16 protein-coding genes and 1 pseudogene are annotated in these 16,541 nt (G+C 34.7%); 10 read left to right on the top strand and 7 right to left on the bottom strand.

All coding sequences use genetic code 11. The features are described 5' to 3' along the window. Nucleotides 1-41: 41 nt before the first annotated feature. The 3 genes from ACQY29_RS09660 to ACQY29_RS09650 all read right to left on the bottom strand — a co-directional run bounded on the left by ACQY29_RS09660 (nucleotide 42) and on the right by ACQY29_RS09650 (nucleotide 2,574). Nucleotides 42-980 (bottom strand): ABC transporter ATP-binding protein, encoded by a 939-nt coding sequence (locus ACQY29_RS09660; RefSeq protein ID WP_428224987.1) that lies wholly within the window; start codon nucleotides 978-980, stop codon nucleotides 42-44. 158 nt (nucleotides 981-1,138) lie between these two features. After that, the gene (prmC, locus tag ACQY29_RS09655; protein WP_428225902.1) at nucleotides 1,139-1,999 is read right to left on the bottom strand and encodes a peptide chain release factor N(5)-glutamine methyltransferase; all 861 of its coding nucleotides are present in this window, start codon (nucleotides 1,997-1,999) and stop codon (nucleotides 1,139-1,141) included. 98 nt (nucleotides 2,000-2,097) lie between these two features. Further along, nucleotides 2,098-2,574, bottom strand: coding sequence for a GNAT family N-acetyltransferase (locus tag ACQY29_RS09650; protein WP_428224986.1), 477 nt, complete (start codon nucleotides 2,572-2,574; stop codon nucleotides 2,098-2,100). A gap of 57 nt (nucleotides 2,575-2,631) precedes the next feature. On the opposite strand from ACQY29_RS09650, the gene ribD reads away from it, so the two are divergent. The 3 genes from ribD to ACQY29_RS09635 all read left to right on the top strand — a co-directional run bounded on the left by ribD (nucleotide 2,632) and on the right by ACQY29_RS09635 (nucleotide 4,978). Further along, nucleotides 2,632-3,639, top strand: a complete 1,008-nt coding sequence (gene ribD / locus ACQY29_RS09645) for a bifunctional diaminohydroxyphosphoribosylaminopyrimidine deaminase/5-amino-6-(5-phosphoribosylamino)uracil reductase RibD (protein ID WP_428224985.1) — start codon at nucleotides 2,632-2,634, stop codon at nucleotides 3,637-3,639. Beyond that, entirely contained in the window at nucleotides 3,632-4,240 is a 609-nt protein-coding gene (locus tag ACQY29_RS09640) for an HAD family hydrolase (RefSeq protein WP_428224984.1), read from the top strand. The genes ribD and ACQY29_RS09640 overlap by 8 nt, the downstream gene beginning before the upstream one ends. A gap of 129 nt (nucleotides 4,241-4,369) precedes the next feature. After that, nucleotides 4,370-4,978 carry an IMPACT family protein gene (locus ACQY29_RS09635; RefSeq protein WP_428225901.1) on the top strand — a complete coding sequence of 203 codons (609 nt, stop codon included), beginning with the start codon at nucleotides 4,370-4,372 and terminating at the stop codon, nucleotides 4,976-4,978. Here ACQY29_RS09635 and ACQY29_RS09630 read toward each other — a convergent pair. After that, nucleotides 4,975-5,376 carry an acyl-CoA thioesterase gene (locus tag ACQY29_RS09630; protein WP_428224983.1) on the bottom strand — a complete coding sequence of 134 codons (402 nt, stop codon included), beginning with the start codon at nucleotides 5,374-5,376 and terminating at the stop codon, nucleotides 4,975-4,977. The two genes, ACQY29_RS09635 and ACQY29_RS09630, sit on opposite strands and share 4 nt — an antisense overlap. 186 nt (nucleotides 5,377-5,562) lie before the next feature. Here ACQY29_RS09630 and dnaA point away from each other — a divergent pair, with 186 nt between their 5' ends. From dnaA to ACQY29_RS09610, 4 genes and pseudogenes are all read left to right on the top strand, one after another. After that, on the top strand, nucleotides 5,563-6,990 hold the full coding sequence (dnaA, locus tag ACQY29_RS09625; protein ID WP_428225900.1) for a chromosomal replication initiator protein DnaA: 1,428 nt from the start codon (nucleotides 5,563-5,565) through the stop codon (nucleotides 6,988-6,990). Between the two features lies 1 nt (nucleotide 6,991). Then, nucleotides 6,992-7,443 (top strand): annotated as a pseudogene (locus ACQY29_RS09620) (low molecular weight protein-tyrosine-phosphatase). A 47-nt stretch (nucleotides 7,444-7,490) separates the two neighbouring features. Beyond that, nucleotides 7,491-8,081, top strand: coding sequence for a Uma2 family endonuclease (locus tag ACQY29_RS09615; protein WP_428224982.1), 591 nt, complete (start codon nucleotides 7,491-7,493; stop codon nucleotides 8,079-8,081). 148 nt (nucleotides 8,082-8,229) lie between these two features. Further along, nucleotides 8,230-8,955 carry an SAM-dependent methyltransferase gene (locus tag ACQY29_RS09610; protein WP_428224981.1) on the top strand — a complete coding sequence of 242 codons (726 nt, stop codon included), beginning with the start codon at nucleotides 8,230-8,232 and terminating at the stop codon, nucleotides 8,953-8,955. A 72-nt stretch (nucleotides 8,956-9,027) separates the two neighbouring features. On the opposite strand, the gene ACQY29_RS09605 is transcribed toward ACQY29_RS09610, so the two are convergent. After that, on the bottom strand, nucleotides 9,028-11,658 hold the full coding sequence (locus tag ACQY29_RS09605; protein WP_428224980.1) for a valine--tRNA ligase: 2,631 nt from the start codon (nucleotides 11,656-11,658) through the stop codon (nucleotides 9,028-9,030). A 309-nt stretch (nucleotides 11,659-11,967) separates the two neighbouring features. Here ACQY29_RS09605 and ACQY29_RS09600 point away from each other — a divergent pair, with 309 nt between their 5' ends. After that, complete coding sequence (locus ACQY29_RS09600; protein ID WP_428224979.1) at nucleotides 11,968-12,345, top strand: DUF1573 domain-containing protein; 378 nt, start codon at nucleotides 11,968-11,970, stop codon at nucleotides 12,343-12,345. Between the two features lie 155 nt (nucleotides 12,346-12,500). Here ACQY29_RS09600 and ACQY29_RS09595 read toward each other — a convergent pair whose 3' ends face one another. Both ACQY29_RS09595 and ACQY29_RS09590 read right to left on the bottom strand, forming a co-directional pair. Next, nucleotides 12,501-13,961, bottom strand: a complete 1,461-nt coding sequence (locus ACQY29_RS09595) for an aminoacyl-histidine dipeptidase (RefSeq protein WP_428224978.1) — start codon at nucleotides 13,959-13,961, stop codon at nucleotides 12,501-12,503. Between the two features lie 77 nt (nucleotides 13,962-14,038). Further along, nucleotides 14,039-14,800 (bottom strand): response regulator transcription factor, encoded by a 762-nt coding sequence (locus ACQY29_RS09590; protein ID WP_428224977.1) that lies wholly within the window; start codon nucleotides 14,798-14,800, stop codon nucleotides 14,039-14,041. Between the two features lie 85 nt (nucleotides 14,801-14,885). Between ACQY29_RS09590 and ACQY29_RS09585 the strand changes: the two genes are divergently transcribed. Beyond that, nucleotides 14,886-15,602 (top strand): DUF3667 domain-containing protein, encoded by a 717-nt coding sequence (locus ACQY29_RS09585; protein WP_428224976.1) that lies wholly within the window; start codon nucleotides 14,886-14,888, stop codon nucleotides 15,600-15,602. 18 nt (nucleotides 15,603-15,620) lie between these two features. Next, the gene (locus ACQY29_RS09580) at nucleotides 15,621-16,484 is read left to right on the top strand and encodes a DUF5694 domain-containing protein (RefSeq protein ID WP_428224975.1); all 864 of its coding nucleotides are present in this window, start codon (nucleotides 15,621-15,623) and stop codon (nucleotides 16,482-16,484) included. The last annotated feature ends 57 nt before the right edge of the window (nucleotides 16,485-16,541 follow it).

The following is a 16,541-nucleotide window of genomic DNA, read 5'->3' as shown; positions in this document are numbered from 1 at the left end:
CCTAAAAAGGAGAATTAGCACTGGCTGATTCTCCTTTTTTATTATCGTATTACTTCTAAACTAACATCTAGTTGCAAGTCTAAAGCTGTTCTATGCTCAAAAAATAAAGGTCTACCATTAAAAGCAGCCTTAATCAGATAAAATCCACCTTTGAAATAACATTGTTTAACTGTAGCTTTCAACTGACCTTGCTCAGAAACTCTTAATTGATGCGGGTATAACAATACCGTTTCTGAAACTCCATCTCTATTAATCACTAACTCATTTACTTCTCCAAACAAAGAAGCAACGTATTTATGTTTCGGATTAGTATAAATATCTTTTGAAGGTGCTTTTACAATCATAGCACCATCTCGTAGTACAATAGTTTCATCAGCAAAAGCAAGTGCATCTGTACTGTCATGAGTAGCAACCACAACCGTTATTCCTTTAGACTTTAAATAAGCAAAAAGATTTCTTCTTAATGCATTTTTTCTAAAATTATCAATATGACTAAATGGTTCATCTAACAATAAAACTTCAGGTTCTAAAGCTAACACACGTGCTAAAGCTACACGCTGCTGTTGTCCTCCACTTAGCTCACTTACTTTTCTACGCGAAAAATCCGCCATTTCAACAATATCTAATAACTCTTGAATACGCAATCTTTTAATTGCCAATAGCTGGTTAGATAAAAACTTACCCACACTCTCAGAAACTGTTTCATAAGGCATCAATCCAAAATCCTGAGCCATATATTTCATAAAAGGCATTCCTGGAACTAAATTAAATTTAGGTCCTAAAACCTGGGTATTATTCCAAAAAATTTCTCCTTCATTTAAGTTATATAACCCGTAAATCAATTTCAGAAGTGTACTCTTTCCACAACCACTTTCTCCAATCAAAGCAATATTTTGTCCTTGCTGAACTTCAAAATCTATCGATTTAATAATTGGATTTTCTGTAGTATATCCGAATGAAATATTTTTTACTTGAAGCATTCTTTCTATTTAAGGGATGCAAAATTAATAAGTTTATCTCACAATAGCGCAAAACTACTGTAGAAAGGATTGAAAATAATTGGATTTATCTCATTTTAACACTCCTAAAAAATAAATAAAACGAATAAATCGCATCACTTTTTTTTAAGCTGTATCAATCAACATTTTTTAACACCTAAAATCATTCTATCATTACCATAAATATCCTTGCGCAATTCAATGGCATCAAAATTCATAGATTCCAAAAGCGCAATCATTTCCTTTCCTAAATATTGATTGATTTCAAAAAACAACTGCCCGTTTTCTTCTAAATTTATTTGTGCTAATTGTGCTATTTTTCTGTAAAACAACAAGGCATCGGTATCTTCTACAAACAAGGCCAAATGAGGTTCATAAGCCAATACATTTTTTTTGATTTCTTGTTTTTCTAGATTCCGAACATAAGGCGGATTCGAAACAATTATATCAAACGATTGATTCAAAATAGCTATATCCAATACACTTTGATGCAAAAACGTAATAGAAACCTCATTGAGCTTAGCATTTCTTCGAGCTACTTCTAACGCTTTAGCAGAAACATCCATTGCATACACTTCTGCGTGCGGAAGATTTTTGGCTAAGGCAATAGCAATACACCCTGTTCCTGTACCTATATCTAGAATTTTAACTTTCTCCTTCGAAGACTTTTCTTTTACAGTTTGAAGAATCCACTCAACTAATTCTTCCGTTTCCGGTCTTGGGATTAAGGTATTTTCATTAACATAAAAAGGCAAACCATAAAACTCAGTTTCACCCAGAATATATTGAATCGGTTTTTCCTGTTGTAATTGTCCAAGTACAGTTTCCCATTGAAAAAGTTGCATTGCATCTAATTCAAAATCAGACTGCAACGCTAAATCGATTCGTTTCATTTGATGAAAAGCATCTAATACTAAAATAAAGAAACTTTCTATTTCTTTTTCATCATAAATAGGCAATAGCGCTTCAGTAAATTGAACTTTGTATTCTCTTAACAACATGTCGTTTTTCTTATTCAATCAAAAGTAGTCAGTTTACAATAAAAGTCAATAGCTTTCCTTAAATATCTTTTTTACAAAAAGACATATTACAAACAAAACTACAGTTCTTTAAGCATCCACACTGGACAAGCCCCATGACCTGTACACCCCATAGGCGCCTCTAAATACGCAAACCCTGACTTTACATATAATTTTTGCGCGCTTTCCATATACGGCATGGTTTCTAAATAACATTTTTCATAACCAAAAACTTTAGCTTGTTCCAAACAAATCTGCATCATAGCAGAGCCCAAACCTAAACCTCTAGTTTCAGTTAAAAAGTACATTTTTTGCAACTCGCACACCTCAAAACTTCCATTAGCTAAAGGTGCAATTCCGGCACAGCCTACAATTTTCCCTTCCTTTTCAATTACAAAATAAGCCGAACGCGCTTCTTGATACGTTTCATACATACGGTCTAATTGCGGGTCAGCATAAGCGGTTCCAACTTTAGGCACATTAAATTCTTCCAAAACAGTTCGAATAACTTGTGCTACTTGTTCATTATCTGAGGGAGCAATTTTTCTAATTTCCATTTAAATCCAAATTATAAAACAACTTCAAAACTAATTCCTTTTAATTATTTTTGTACGGTGAAGATACATGAAAAATACATCGCTCGTTGCATAGAACTTGCTAAAAATGGTTTAGGCAACACCTTTCCTAATCCTTTAGTAGGCAGTGTCATTGTTCATAACGACCAAATCATTGGAGAAGGTTGGCATCAAAAAGCAGGCGAACCCCATGCAGAAGTGCATGCGATAAATTCTGTTAAGGACAAATCACTTTTAAAGAAGGCTACCATTTATGTTAGTTTAGAACCGTGTAGTCATTTTGGCAAAACACCTCCTTGTGCAGATTTAATTATAACCCATCAAATTCCAAAAGTAGTTATAGGCACGATTGACCCTTTTGCTAAGGTGTGTGGCGCAGGAATTCAAAAATTAAAAGATGCAGGCTGTGAAGTAACTATTGGCGTTTTAGAACAAGAAAGCCAACAATTAAACAAACGTTTTTTCACTTTTCATCAAAAAAAACGCCCTTACATTATTTTGAAATGGGCAGAAACCGCTGATGGCTTTATCGCTCCAGCATCAAAAGAAGAAAACAAACCTGTTTGGATAACTAACACTTATTCTAGACAACTAGTTCATAAGTGGCGCACCGAGGAACAAGCCATCCTCATCGGCACTCAAACAGCTATATACGACAACCCACAATTAAACGTACGAGATTGGACGGGGAATAATCCTACAAGAATAGTTTTAGACCGAAATTGTAAAATTTCAAAAGAAAATCATATATTTGATACATCAGCTCCAACTTTCATAATGGATGCATCCATTATTGACCTAACAAAAAACAGTGTACATCAAATAACGCAATGGTTATTTGACAACAATATACAATCGGTCATTATCGAAGGAGGAAGCCGTACCTTACAACATTTTATTGAAGAAAACACTTGGGATGAAGCACGAATTTTCAAAGGAAAAAACACCTTTGGTACAGGAATTCAAGCCCCAAAACTTTCAGGACATGTTGTAGCAAAAAAGCAATTACTAGATGACGAACTTTTAATTATTTCGAATTATGATTAACAGCATTATTTTCGATTTCGGCAATGTTTTTATGAATCTTGACAAAAATGCTTCCCTTGAAGCATTAAAAAATCTTGGATTGGCTTCATGGGATGAGAATGTTGATAAAATCAATCAAGAATTTGAAAAGGGAAAAATGACCGAAGTACATTTTATGATTGAAATGAAAAAACTAATGCCAGGGGCTTCTATCGATGACATCCGCGCGGCTTGGAATGCGGTCATCCTAGATTTTCCCTTATCAAGACTCGAATTTCTTCAAAAACTCTCTCATAAATACAACTTATTTTTACTGAGTAATACCGATGAAATCCATATTGCTAAATTTGAGCACCGTGTAGGAATGACCTTTGCACGCGAATTCTATCAATGTTTTGAAAAAGTTTATTTTTCCTCAGAAATTGGTTTCAGAAAACCTGAAAAGCAAGCTTTTGAATTCATCTTAAAAAAACATGAATTAAACCCTAAACGCACCCTTTTTATTGACGACCAAAAAGCCAATACCGATATGGCCGCCTCTTTAGGAATGCACGTATGGAATATTCAAATTGACAAAGAGGATGTAACCGATTTGTTTTCTAAAAAAGAATTCCCTTTTTAAATAAATATTACAAAAAAAACTACCCGATGATTCCAATACATCGGGTTTTTTATTAGAATCTAAACACGCCACAACTTGCTGCACCTCTGTTTTTAAAAAATAATACTATTTTTGCGTCAAATTTTGATTTTGGACACTAAAGACACTTATAAAACCTTAGCCGAAGCTTCTCCCGAAGTACTTTTTAAAGAAAAAAACAGTAAGTTTTATGGCTATGCTTTTCCCGTTAGTTCAGAAGAGGAAATCAAATTACACTTAGAAGAACTTAAAAAGCAACATTATAGCGCCAGACATTGGTGTTATGCTTGGCAAATAGGCACTACAAAAATCCAATACCGCGCCAACGATGACGGAGAACCTAACAATAGCGCAGGAATGCCTATATACGGTCAAATTCAATCTTTTGAAGTAACCAACACTTTGGTTGTAGTTGTTCGTTATTTCGGGGGGGTAAAATTAGGGGTTGGCGGATTGATTTCGGCCTATCGCGAGGGGGCAAAACTCGCCTTAGATGCTTCACACATCATAGAAAAAACAATCGATATTCATTTTCATGTAACATTTGACTACAAAAACATGAATAAAGTGATGCGCATTATCAAAGAGAAAAATTTAACTATCGTTAAACAAGAAATGAACGAAAGCTGTTTGATAGAAATTGCCACTAGAAAGAAAAATGCCGAAATGGTTTTCGACATTTTTTCAAATTTATTTGAAGTAGAAATTAAAGAAATCTAGATTTTACTCATTAACTCTACAAAATAATCTGGAGGCATCACGGGACGTCCCGTTTCAATAGACACAAACACCAAAACTGAGTTCGCCGTTGTTAATAACTCTCCTAATTCATTGTACACTTCATAATCAAATTCAAGCCTTACAGACTTCTGAGATTTCAAAAAAGTTTTAACAGTAAGTACTTCATCATACTTCGCGGGTTTTTTGTATTGCATACTTAAAGAAACCACAGGAAGCATTACACCTTTTTTTTCCATACTTTTATAGGAAACCCCCAGATTTCTAAGCCATTCCACGCGTCCCATCTCAAAATATTGCGCATAATTACCGTGATACACCACTCCCATTTGGTCAGTTTCTGCATAGCGCACACGTATTTCTATATCATGATTATTCATAGTTTTTTTCTTACTTTTTCAATACTTAATTTCTATTCTTACAATAAAATTTCTACAAAATCAATAGCATAAAAATTTTTTTTAAACGTTTTTATCAACCATATTTGCCATTCCAATCTACCCAAAATCTTGACCTCAAAATTGTCAAGTAAAACCATAAAAAATTAACATTTAAGAATGCATACAATGAATAAAACTGCGGAATCGGTGTGGGAAAATTGTCTCTCTTTCATAAAAGACAATATTCAGGAGCAAGCTTACAAGACTTGGTTTGAACCCATCAAGGCTGTTGAGCTAACTGATAGCGCATTATACATTCAAGTACCGTCTAAATTCTTCTACGAATGGTTAGAAGAGCATTATGTTAAATTATTAAAGGTTGCATTACAAAAAGAACTTGGAAAAAGTGCGAAGTTACTATATAAAATTAAAATGGAAAATCCATATGGTAACAAGCTCCCTTTTACAGAACAAATCCCCAGTGCGGACAAAGCACCTGTAAAAACACAAGAGATTGATGTTCCAGTACAACAAAAAAATCCAGAGTTAAAAAATCCGTTTATTATCCCTGGCATTAGAAACATCAAAATCGAATCGCAATTAAATTCGAACTATAGTTTTGATAACTTTTTAGAAGGTGATTCAAACCGTTTGGCTCGTAGTGCTGGTATGGCTGTTGCTAACAAACCTGGAGGAACTTCATTCAATCCTTTATTGATTTTTGGTGGTGTAGGTCTTGGAAAAACACACTTAGCACACGCTATTGGTGTAGAAATCAAAGAAAAATACCCAGACAAAACCGTATTATATATATCTGCGGAAATTTTCACGCAACAATACATCGAATCAGTTAAGAAAAATACACGTAACGATTTTATCCACTTCTATCAATTGATAGATGTACTTATCATCGACGACGTACAATTCTTATCGGGTAAAGCAGGAACTCAGGATGTATTTTTCCACATTTTCAACTATTTACATCAAAACGGCAAACAAGTTATCTTAACTTCTGACAAAGCACCTGTTGACATGCAAGATATCGAACAACGTTTGTTATCTCGCTTCAAATGGGGACTTTCAGCCGAATTGAATCAACCGGATTACGAAACACGAGTAGCTATTGTAAAAAGTATTCTATTCCGTGATGGTGTTGAAATGCCCGAGGATATTATTGAATATGTAGCTCGCAATATTAAATCTAACGTAAGAGAATTAGAAGGCGCTATCATTTCGTTAATTGCTCAATCTTCTTTTAACAAAAAAGAGGTAACGATTGAATTAGCAAAACAAGTCGTTGAGAAATTCGTTAAAAATGTAAAACGAGAAATCTCTATCGATTATATACAGAAAGTAGTTTCTGATTATTTCCAATTGGATGTATCTACACTACAATCGTCAACACGCAAACGCCACGTAGTTCAAGCACGTCAATTAGCTATGTTCTTTGCTAAAAAGTTCACCAAAGCTTCCTTAGCAAATATCGGTTCGCAAATAGGTGACCGCGACCATGCAACGGTATTACACGCTTGCAAAACGGTTGACAATTTAATTACCACAGACAAACAATTCAAAAAGTTTGTCGATGACATTCATAAAAAACTTTCGTTATAATATGTCCAAAAAAATCTTGATGGTATGCTTGGGGAATATTTGCCGTTCCCCTTTAGCGGAAGGAATCATGCGTTATAAACTTCCTCAAGATTTCATTGTAGATTCCGCAGGAACTGGTGGTTGGCATGCTGGCGAACAACCTGATAAGCGCTCCATCACAACGGCTCGCAATCGAGGAATCGACATTACACAACAAAGAGCAAGAAAGTTCAAAAAATCTGATTTTGATACTTTTGACCTCATCTATGTGATGGACAACCAAAATTATAAAGATGTACTCGCTTTAGCCGAATCGGAAAATCAAAAAAATAAAGTACAAATGATTTTGGAAGAAATTTTCCCAGGCGAACGTGTAGATGTCCCAGACCCATATTATGGTGGTTCAGAAGGTTTCGAAAATGTATTTGACAGCTCGATGAAGCTTGCGAGAATATTGCAAGGAAATTACTTTAAAACATTTTTAATCTATAAATTTCTTATTTTTGTAAAAAGGCACTCTAATGAAGACCGTTACAAAATTTGAAGATTTAGACCTCACGAAACAGTACACCTACAGTGATTACTTATTGTTTCAGTTTCAAGAACGCGTAGAATTGATAAAAGGTTTTATCAAGAAAATGAGTCCTGCACCCAGCAGAAATCACCAAACCATCTCTCAAAACATAAATAAATACTTTTTAAATTTCTTTAACGACCATTCTTGCAGTGTTTATGTAGCTCCATTTGATGTTAGACTTCCTATAAAGTCTGCAAAAAAAGACACCACTGTAGTACAACCAGATTTATGTATCATTTGCGATGAAAACAAATTAGACGACAAAGGGTGTAATGGCGCTCCAGACCTAATCGTTGAAATTCTACCACAAAACAACTCCAAACACGACATAGATACTAAATTTAATCTATATCAAGAAAGTGGCGTATTAGAATACTGGATAGTAGAATCAGTTGACAAAATTGTTTTGGTTTACACGCTTCAAAACGGAAGTTATATTGGACTAAAACCTTTTGGCGAAGGTGAAATTATACAAAGTAAAATCTTTCCCACTATGAAAATCTCTATTGATGAAGTTTATGCTAAAATAGTTTAAACAAAAAAGGGCTTTTTTTAGAAGCCCTTGAATACCATCGCATAAATAAAAAGCAATACCAAAAAACCTATTGCTATACTTCTACCTATTTCTTTTATTCTATCTTTGTTCATAGTTAAAACATTTTAGACAAAAGAATACAAAATCTATGAAACCAACAAGTTTTCTTGGAAAATTATACCTTATCCCAACCACTTTAGGCGAAATGACACCTGAAGATGTATTACCTCATACGGTCAAAAGAACCATAGACTTCATAGACCATTATATCGTTGAAAACGAAAAAACAGCGCGTCGTTTTATCAAATCAGTTCATCCTGAAAAGAAACAACCCGAACTTAAAATCAGTGTTTTAAACAAGCATACCGAAGACCACGAACATTTAAGTTTCATACAGCCTTTATTAGAAGGGCAAAACATCGGTTTGATGAGTGAAGCAGGTTGCCCCGGTGTAGCAGACCCAGGAGCGGTAATTGTAAAATTAGCCCACGAAAAAGGCATACAAGTAGTACCGCTGGTAGGCCCAAGTTCTATCTTATTAGCCTTGATGGCTTCAGGCATGAACGGACAAAGTTTTGCTTTCAACGGTTATTTACCAATTGATAAAGGCGAGAAAAAATCGGCATTAAAAAACTTCGAAAAACTTTCTTTTGAGAAAAAACAATCACAGTTGTTTATCGAAACGCCGTATCGGAACAACAAACTCCTAGAAGATGTATTACAAATTTTACAACCTAACACTAGTGTTTGTATTGCTTGCGACATTACGCTACCTACAGAATACATCAAAACTATGACGGTAAAAGAGTGGAAAAAACAAAAGGTCGATTTACACAACCGACCTTGCATTTTCATTATTCATAAATTTTATTAATATTCACAAAAAAGTCGGTAATTTCAAAATACCGACTTTTTTTATTTAAATAACAAACTACATTTATTTCATTTACGATTGCAGCCCAGCTAAACTTTCCTCTAAAGTGGTAATTTTAGCTAAAGCATCTGCTTCTTTTTTACGTTCGTTAGCAATTACTTGTTCTGGTGCTCCCGAAACAAACTTTTCGTTAGCTAACTTACCTTGAACCGATTTTAAGAAACCTTTAGTATAATTCAATTCCTCTGTTAATTTCTTGATTTCTGCCTCAAGATCAATCCCCTCACCTACAGGAATGAAATATTCATTTGATTTAACACGATACGATAAAGCGCCATTTACTTTTTCAGAAACATAATTTAGAGTAGCTATATTCCCTAATTTAACAATAACACTATCAAAAGCAGCGGAAGCCTTTTCGTTATTCACTACGTTTAAATCGATAGTTTCTTTAAATGAAATATTTTTATCTTTTCTTATAGTTCTTATTCCAGAAATTACTTCAGTTGCAAAATCAAAATCTGCGATTAATTTCTCGTCATACGATTTGATTTCTGGCCATTGCGCTACAATCAAGGCTTGCTCTGGAGTTCTCTCAGCAATGTACTGCCAAATTTCCTCTGTTAAGAACGGCATGAATGGATGTAGTAACTTCAAGTTCGCTTCTAACATTTCGATAGCTTTATCAAAAGTAACGCTATCAATAGGCTGTTGATATCCTGGTTTAATCATTTCAAGGAACCAAGAACAGAAATCGTCCCAAACCAATTTATAAATCGCCATTAACGCATCAGAAATACGGTATTTATCGAAATTATCTTCGATTTCCGCTAATGCTTTTTGCAGTTTTGCTTCGTACCATTCGATAGCTACTTTAGAAGATTCAGGTTGCGCAATGTCAGCTACTTCCCAACCTTTAATCAAACGGAACGCATTCCAAATTTTGTTCGCAAACCCTTTACCTTGGTTACATAATTCTTCATCAAATAAAATATCATTTCCTGCAGAAGAACTCAATAATAATCCTACACGAACACCATCGGCACCAAATTTTTCGATTAGTCCTAATGGTTCAGGTGAATTTCCTAACGACTTAGACATCTTACGCCCTTGTTTGTCACGTACCAATCCTGTTAAATATACATTTGAGAATGGCTTTTCACCTGTGTACTCATAACCAGCAATAATCATACGCGCCACCCAGAAAAATAAAATATCTGGACCAGTAACTAAATCGTTGGTTGGATAGTAATATTTGAATTCTTCATTTTCAGGATCCATCATACCACCAAAAACGGATATTGGCCATAACCAAGAAGAAAACCAAGTATCAAGTGCGTCAGGGTCCTGGCGCAAGTGTTCAGTGGTCAGTGAGGAGTTGGCAGTTTTAGTTTTCGCAAGTTCAAGAGCATCTTCGATGTTTTCTGCTACTACAAAATCTTCTTTACCATCACCATAATAGTACGCTGGAATTTGTTGTCCCCACCACAATTGGCGTGAAATGTTCCAATCTCGAATATTGTTTAACCAATGTGCGTACGTATTATTGAAACGAGAAGGATGCAATTTAATTTCATCGGATTCTAAAACCGCTTTGATAGCTGGTTTTACTAACTCATCCATTTTTAAGAACCATTGATCTGATAATCTTGGTTCGATTACCGCCTTGGTTCTTTCAGAAGTACCCACATTATTGGTATGTGTTTCCACTTTAGCTAAAGCGCCTATCGATTCTAATTCTTTTTCAATCGCTTTACGCACTTCAAAACGGTCTTGCCCTTCATAATGCAAGCCAAATGAATTTAAAGTAGCATCTTCATTAAAAATATCGATGATTTCTAATCCGTGTTTATCCCCTAACGTTTTATCATTTACATCATGAGCAGGCGTCACTTTTAAACAGCCTGTACCAAATTCCATATCTACATATTCATCAAAAATGATAGGAATTACTCGATTACAAATAGGAACTATGGCTTTTTTACCTTTCAAATGAAAATAACGTTCATCTTCTGGGTGGATACAAATAGCTGTATCTCCTAGAATAGTTTCTGGACGTGTTGTGGCAATAGTTACAAACTCGTTTGTCCCTTCGATTTGATATTTTAAATGATATAATTTCCCTTGACGTTCTTCGTAAATAACTTCTTCGTCAGATAAAGTTGTTTTTGCTTCAGGATCCCAGTTAACCATACGGTACCCACGATAAATCATGCCTTTGTTGTACAAATCCACAAACGATTTGATTACAGAACCCGACATATCATCATCCATGGTAAACTTAGTACGATCCCAATCACAAGAACAACCTAATTGTTTTAATTGTTCTAAGATGGTTCCGCCATACTTTTCCGTCCAATCAAATGCGTGTTTTAAAAACTCTTCACGCGTTAAATCAGATTTATTAATTCCTTCTGATTTTAATTTAGCTACTACTTTTGCTTCGGTAGCAATAGAAGCATGGTCTGTTCCTGGTACCCAACAAGCATTGAATCCTTTTAAACGCGCACGACGAATTAAAACATCTTGAATAGTATTGTTTAACATGTGTCCCATGTGTAACACTCCGGTTACATTGGGTGGTGGAATAGTGATTGTATAGGGTGTACGGTGGTCTGGCGTAGAATGGAAATATTTATTATCCATCCAGTAGTCATACCATTTTTTTTCTACTGATTTTGGATCAAACTGTGCTGGTATCATTTTTTTTCTTTGTTTAAAGTTTAAAAGTTTAAAAGTGTAACGAAAGTTTTACTTTTAAGATAGATTACAAAAATTATATGGATAGCTGTCTAGCCCCGATGGAAGCAACTACCGTGTAGTGCGGACAGCGGGAAAAGGGACAACTGAGACTAAAGACAGACTCGCTCCTGAAGTATAAAAAATAAATTATGGTACACTTTTTGTAATTTTGTATGCAAAAGTAAGTAAACTGCTTAAATATAAAAAGAATAAGATTTTTTTTGTGTTGTGCATAAAAGGAACTAAATTTACTTTTAACAATAAATTGATATGAAAAAGATAGTAACATTTATAGTGATGTTCTTATTGAGTTTGAGTTTCAAAGCCCAAACGGGTGCGAAAATAGAATTTAAAGAACAGGAAATTGACTATGGCAATGTGAGTAAATCAAGTGATAATGGGGTTCGCTATTTTGAATTTACAAACACAGGTGATGCTCCTTTGATTATTAAAAATGTCCAATCTACATGTGGTTGTACAATACCTTCTTTTTCAAAAGAGGCGGTAGCTCCCGGTGGAAGTGGCAAAATTGAAGTAAAATATAATATGGCTCCCGGTCCTATACGAAAAAGTATCATGGTGGAAAGTAATGCCGTGAATACGGAAGGTGGTCTGATTTCGTTGAAAATAAAAGGGACGGTGAATTAGATGGTGTGCTAAAAAATAAAAAGAGGGTGTCCTAAAAGTCGAGCTCAGTTTCAGAGAATCGCTTATACGAAAACTATCTCCTATAGGTGTCCGAATATTTTAGTAAAGAAAAAGGCTGTCCTTAACTTTTTGGACAGCCTCTTTTTATTTACCATTTATTTCACCGGAATATTCTCTAAAATCTCCAACACAAACTTCCAATATTTTTGAGCGGAAGAAATACTAGCTCTTTCGTCTGGACTGTGTGCTCCGTGAATAGTTGGTCCAAAAGAAATCATATCCATTCCAGGATAATTAGTACCTAAAATACCACATTCTAAACCTGCGTGACAAGCTACAACTTTTGGTTTTTCTCCGTTTTGTTTTTCGTAGATAGAAGTCAACACATCTAAAATAGGTGAATTAACATTAGGCGTCCATCCTGGGTAACTTCCTGCAAATTCTACTTCGCAACCGAATAATTCGTAAGCTGAGCGTAAGGCATTAGCCAAATCAAATTTAGAACTTTCTACCGATGAGCGTGTTAAGTTTTGGATAGATATTTCACCCTCTTTAACCACTACTCTAGCGATATTATTTGACGTTTCTACTAAATCTTCCATATCGGCACTCATACGGTACACCCCATTGTGAGCAGTATAAATAGCACGTAATAAACCTTCTTGCACCCCTAAATCCATCACTTTAGCGGGTACCTCTGATTTTTCGATCACGATTTCTAATTTAGGTTCCGTTGTTTTGAACTCCGCTTTGATATCACCAATTACTTCTTGCATATCAAACACAAAAGCCTCGTCATACATACCTGCGATAATCACTTTAGCCACACTCTCGCGCGGAATTGCATTACGCAAACTTCCTCCATTGATTTCAGCAATTTGTAACCCGAAGTTTTCAAATCCGTCAAACAACAAACGGTTCATGATTTTGTTGGCATTTCCTAAACCTTTATGGATATCCATCCCTGAGTGACCACCATTTAAACCTTTTACCGTAATCGTGTATCCTACAGCACCTTCAGGAGTTTCTTCTTCTTCATAGCCACGAGTTGCAGTTACATCTACACCACCCGCACAACCGATATCAATTTCATCATCTTCTTCTGTATCTAAATTTAAAAGAATTTGTCCTTCTAACAAACCGCCTTTTAAACCTAAAGCACCCGTCATTCCTGTTTCTTCATCAATGGTAAACAAGGCTTCAATAGCTGGATGCGCAATATCAGTACTTTCTAAAATAGCCATAATCGTAGCTACTCCTAAACCGTTATCAGCTCCTAAAGTGGTTCCTTTAGCACGAACCCAGTCACCATCCACATACATTTCAATACCTTGTGTATCAAAATCGAAAACTGTATCGTTATTTTTTTGACACACCATATCCAAATGCGATTGCATTACAATGGTTTTTCTCTTTTCCATACCTGCCGTAGCTGGTTTTTTGATGATAACGTTTCCTACCTCATCATTAATGGTTTCGAAACCTAATTTTTGTCCGAATTCCATCATAAAAGCAATCACACGCTCTTCTTTCTTAGAAGGACGAGGCACCGAATTTAAATCGGCAAACTTGTTCCAAAGCGCTTTAGGCTCCAGATTTCTTATTTCTTGGCTCATTATTTTAGATTTGATTTTTTAAAGCTTCAAATTTACGAAGTTTCACTTGTTTGCACTTAATCGATTTTAAAATATTCTTATATAATTTTGTGTTGCAAGGCATAACCAAGGGCTTCTTGCATATTTTTCACTTCAAATTTTTCAAATATTTTTCTGCGATAATATTTCACGCTATCCAAAGAAACATAAAGATGTTGGGCAATTTCTTCAATAGAAAATCCTTGTGCGTATTTTTTTAGGGTCTCCAATTCCTTTTCGTTCAACTCAGGCTTTAGTAATTTAGACCATACTTTGGTTTCTAAATTCAATGCCCAACCTTCGTTTGAATTATGTTTAGAAATCAACACATTTCCCGCCTCTGTATTGATGGCTGTTTTCATCATACACATGGCTTTCCAAAGTTCACCATTTTCAGTAAGCAACAAAGGCGTTAACTGATGATTGACTAATTTTTTATTTCCATTATTATGTACCAAATGAAAGTCATAGGAAATAGCATAGTGAAGTCGTTCTTCCACTGGGATTTTTTGGTAAAAATTAAATCCTTCTTCGTTAATCACATGCAACATCTCCAGTTCATTCTCTGGAATATGTTTAAAATAAAAGGCATAGCCCATTTCTTTTACTTCCTCGACTGTATTACCACATAAAAACAACGGATGGGGCGAAACATATTCAAAAGTCATTGTAGTATAGTCAATTATATACAAACAAGTGAACGACATTCTGGAAAAAGCTTCAACCAATTGTTGCGTCCAACCCATCACCCCATCAGACTGATGTAATGCCGTTTTTAAATGATTTTTTGAAACTAATTCATTTTTTATCCAATCTTCCATACCTAAATTTTAAACTTTAGTGTAAACAAAACTCAAAAATAGGCTTTTAATTTTGCTTTATCCAATTAACCAAAAAAATATAGAGATGAACTGTACTAGCTGTAATCCTGAATTATCCACTAATTTTTGTCCAGATTGTGGGCAACCTAAAAATATTAAACGAATCAATGGACAATACATCCTTCACGAAATTGAACATGTCTTGCATTTTGAACGCGGAATCTTATATACCATTCGAGAACTCATTACAAATCCTGGGCATAACATTAGAAAATACTTGAATGAAAACCGAAGCAGGCTCGTAAAACCCATCCTTTTTATCATCATCACTTCGCTAATTTATTCGGTATTGACCCATTTTTTTCACATAGAAGAAAAATACGTTAGGCTTGAAGGCGCTGAAAAAACCTCACTTTTTAAAATTTTCCAATGGATTGAAGCCCATTATGGCTATGCCAATATCATTATGGGGATTTTTATTAGCATGTGGCTTAAATTATTCTTTAACAAATTTGGCTATAATCTCTTTGAACTATTGATTTTACTCTGTTTTGTCATGGGAATAGCAATGCTCATCTTTTCCTTATTTGCAGTTTTACAAGGAATGTTAGGCGTCAAATTAGTAAATATAGGAGGCATTTTAGGCATAGTGTACTGTGCTTGGTCAATAGGTCATTTTTATGGAAAAGACAAAATTTCAAATTATATAAAAGCTTTGCTTGCCTATTTGTTGGGTATGCTAACCTTTTCAATTTTAGCATTTTTTTTAGGGTTAGCCATAGACACACTAGTAAAACATTAACTATAAAACTTTATACAGATGAAAAACAAACTTATACTCTTGAGCGTTTTGTTTAGCTTGTACGCTTGTCAAAGCATAAAAACTACGGCGAGCAAACCGGAAGAATCATCAAATTTAAACATTGACCGTCACACCACCGCTGAAATCACAAAAATTCCAGTGCTAAATTTGGGGACTTTTCACATGGGAGAAACTTCTGATGTACATAAAACAGAATTTGATGAAAATGATAAAAAAAATCAGAATTCGATAAAAAACATTGCTATCAAATTAGCCCAGTTCAAGCCTACAGTAATCATTGTGGAAACACCTCCTTCGTTTGACGACAAGCTACAAGCGGAATACAACTCTTATCTGACTAACCCGAAAATGACCTTCAAAAATCCATCTGAAATTGAATTCTTGGCTTATGAAATAGGACGATTATGCGGAACCAAAAAAATTCATGGTATTGACCATAAAATGGAATACAACTTTTTCATTGGCAAAGAAATTCCTAATGCGATAGATGCTTCTTGGCATGATAACTTTTACAAAGACCCTTTTAAATTTTATCCAGAAATAAATGTAGATGACAGCAAACTAAATCTTTTAGATAAATTAAGATTAACAAACAGTAATACTTATTTAAATTTTCTCATTGAAGCTAATGCCGAAATGCTTTCGCATGTGGGTACCCAAAATGGATTTGAAGGAGCCGATGAAGCTACTAAATATTACCAACGCAATATGCGTATGTATTCCAACCTTAACCGCTTACAATTAACTCCCAACGACCGTGTATTTATCCTTCTAGGCGCCAGTCATTCGGCTTATTTCAGAGATTTCATCAGCCGAAGTCCAAAATACAAAATGGTTAACACTTTTGACTATTTGAAATAAAAAAAGTAAAATTATTTTCTATTACAAATATGTATTTTTGAAATTGTAAGATAACTT

Source organism: Flavobacterium sp. (assembly GCF_965262375.1).
GTDB lineage: Bacteria > Bacteroidota > Bacteroidia > Flavobacteriales > Flavobacteriaceae > Flavobacterium.
The sequence above is the reverse complement of the archived record's forward strand: the minus strand, read 5'-3'. Positions and strand labels throughout refer to the sequence as shown.

Excerpts from the sequence above, each read along its gene's own strand:
- ACQY29_RS09580 (WP_428224975.1), top strand. The coding sequence starts at position 15,621 with ATGAAAAACAAACTTATACTCTTGAGCGTTTTGTTTAGCTTGTACGCT.
- ACQY29_RS09600 (WP_428224979.1), top strand. The coding sequence starts at position 11,968 with ATGAAAAAGATAGTAACATTTATAGTGATGTTCTTATTGAGTTTGAGT.
- ACQY29_RS09585 (WP_428224976.1), top strand. The coding sequence starts at position 14,886 with ATGAACTGTACTAGCTGTAATCCTGAATTATCCACTAATTTTTGTCCA.
- ACQY29_RS09660 (WP_428224987.1), bottom strand. The coding sequence starts at position 980 with ATGCTTCAAGTAAAAAATATTTCATTCGGATATACTACAGAAAATCCA.
- ACQY29_RS09605 (WP_428224980.1), bottom strand. The coding sequence starts at position 11,658 with ATGATACCAGCACAGTTTGATCCAAAATCAGTAGAAAAAAAATGGTAT.
- ACQY29_RS09595 (WP_428224978.1), bottom strand. The coding sequence starts at position 13,961 with ATGAGCCAAGAAATAAGAAATCTGGAGCCTAAAGCGCTTTGGAACAAG.
- ACQY29_RS09630 (WP_428224983.1), bottom strand. The coding sequence starts at position 5,376 with ATGAATAATCATGATATAGAAATACGTGTGCGCTATGCAGAAACTGAC.
- ACQY29_RS09640 (WP_428224984.1), top strand. The coding sequence starts at position 3,632 with ATGATTAACAGCATTATTTTCGATTTCGGCAATGTTTTTATGAATCTT.
- ACQY29_RS09650 (WP_428224986.1), bottom strand. The coding sequence starts at position 2,574 with ATGGAAATTAGAAAAATTGCTCCCTCAGATAATGAACAAGTAGCACAA.
- ACQY29_RS09615 (WP_428224982.1), top strand. The coding sequence starts at position 7,491 with ATGAAGACCGTTACAAAATTTGAAGATTTAGACCTCACGAAACAGTAC.
- ACQY29_RS09590 (WP_428224977.1), bottom strand. The coding sequence starts at position 14,800 with ATGGAAGATTGGATAAAAAATGAATTAGTTTCAAAAAATCATTTAAAA.
- ACQY29_RS09610 (WP_428224981.1), top strand. The coding sequence starts at position 8,230 with ATGAAACCAACAAGTTTTCTTGGAAAATTATACCTTATCCCAACCACT.
- prmC (WP_428225902.1), bottom strand. The coding sequence starts at position 1,999 with ATGTTGTTAAGAGAATACAAAGTTCAATTTACTGAAGCGCTATTGCCT.
- dnaA (WP_428225900.1), top strand. The coding sequence starts at position 5,563 with ATGAATAAAACTGCGGAATCGGTGTGGGAAAATTGTCTCTCTTTCATA.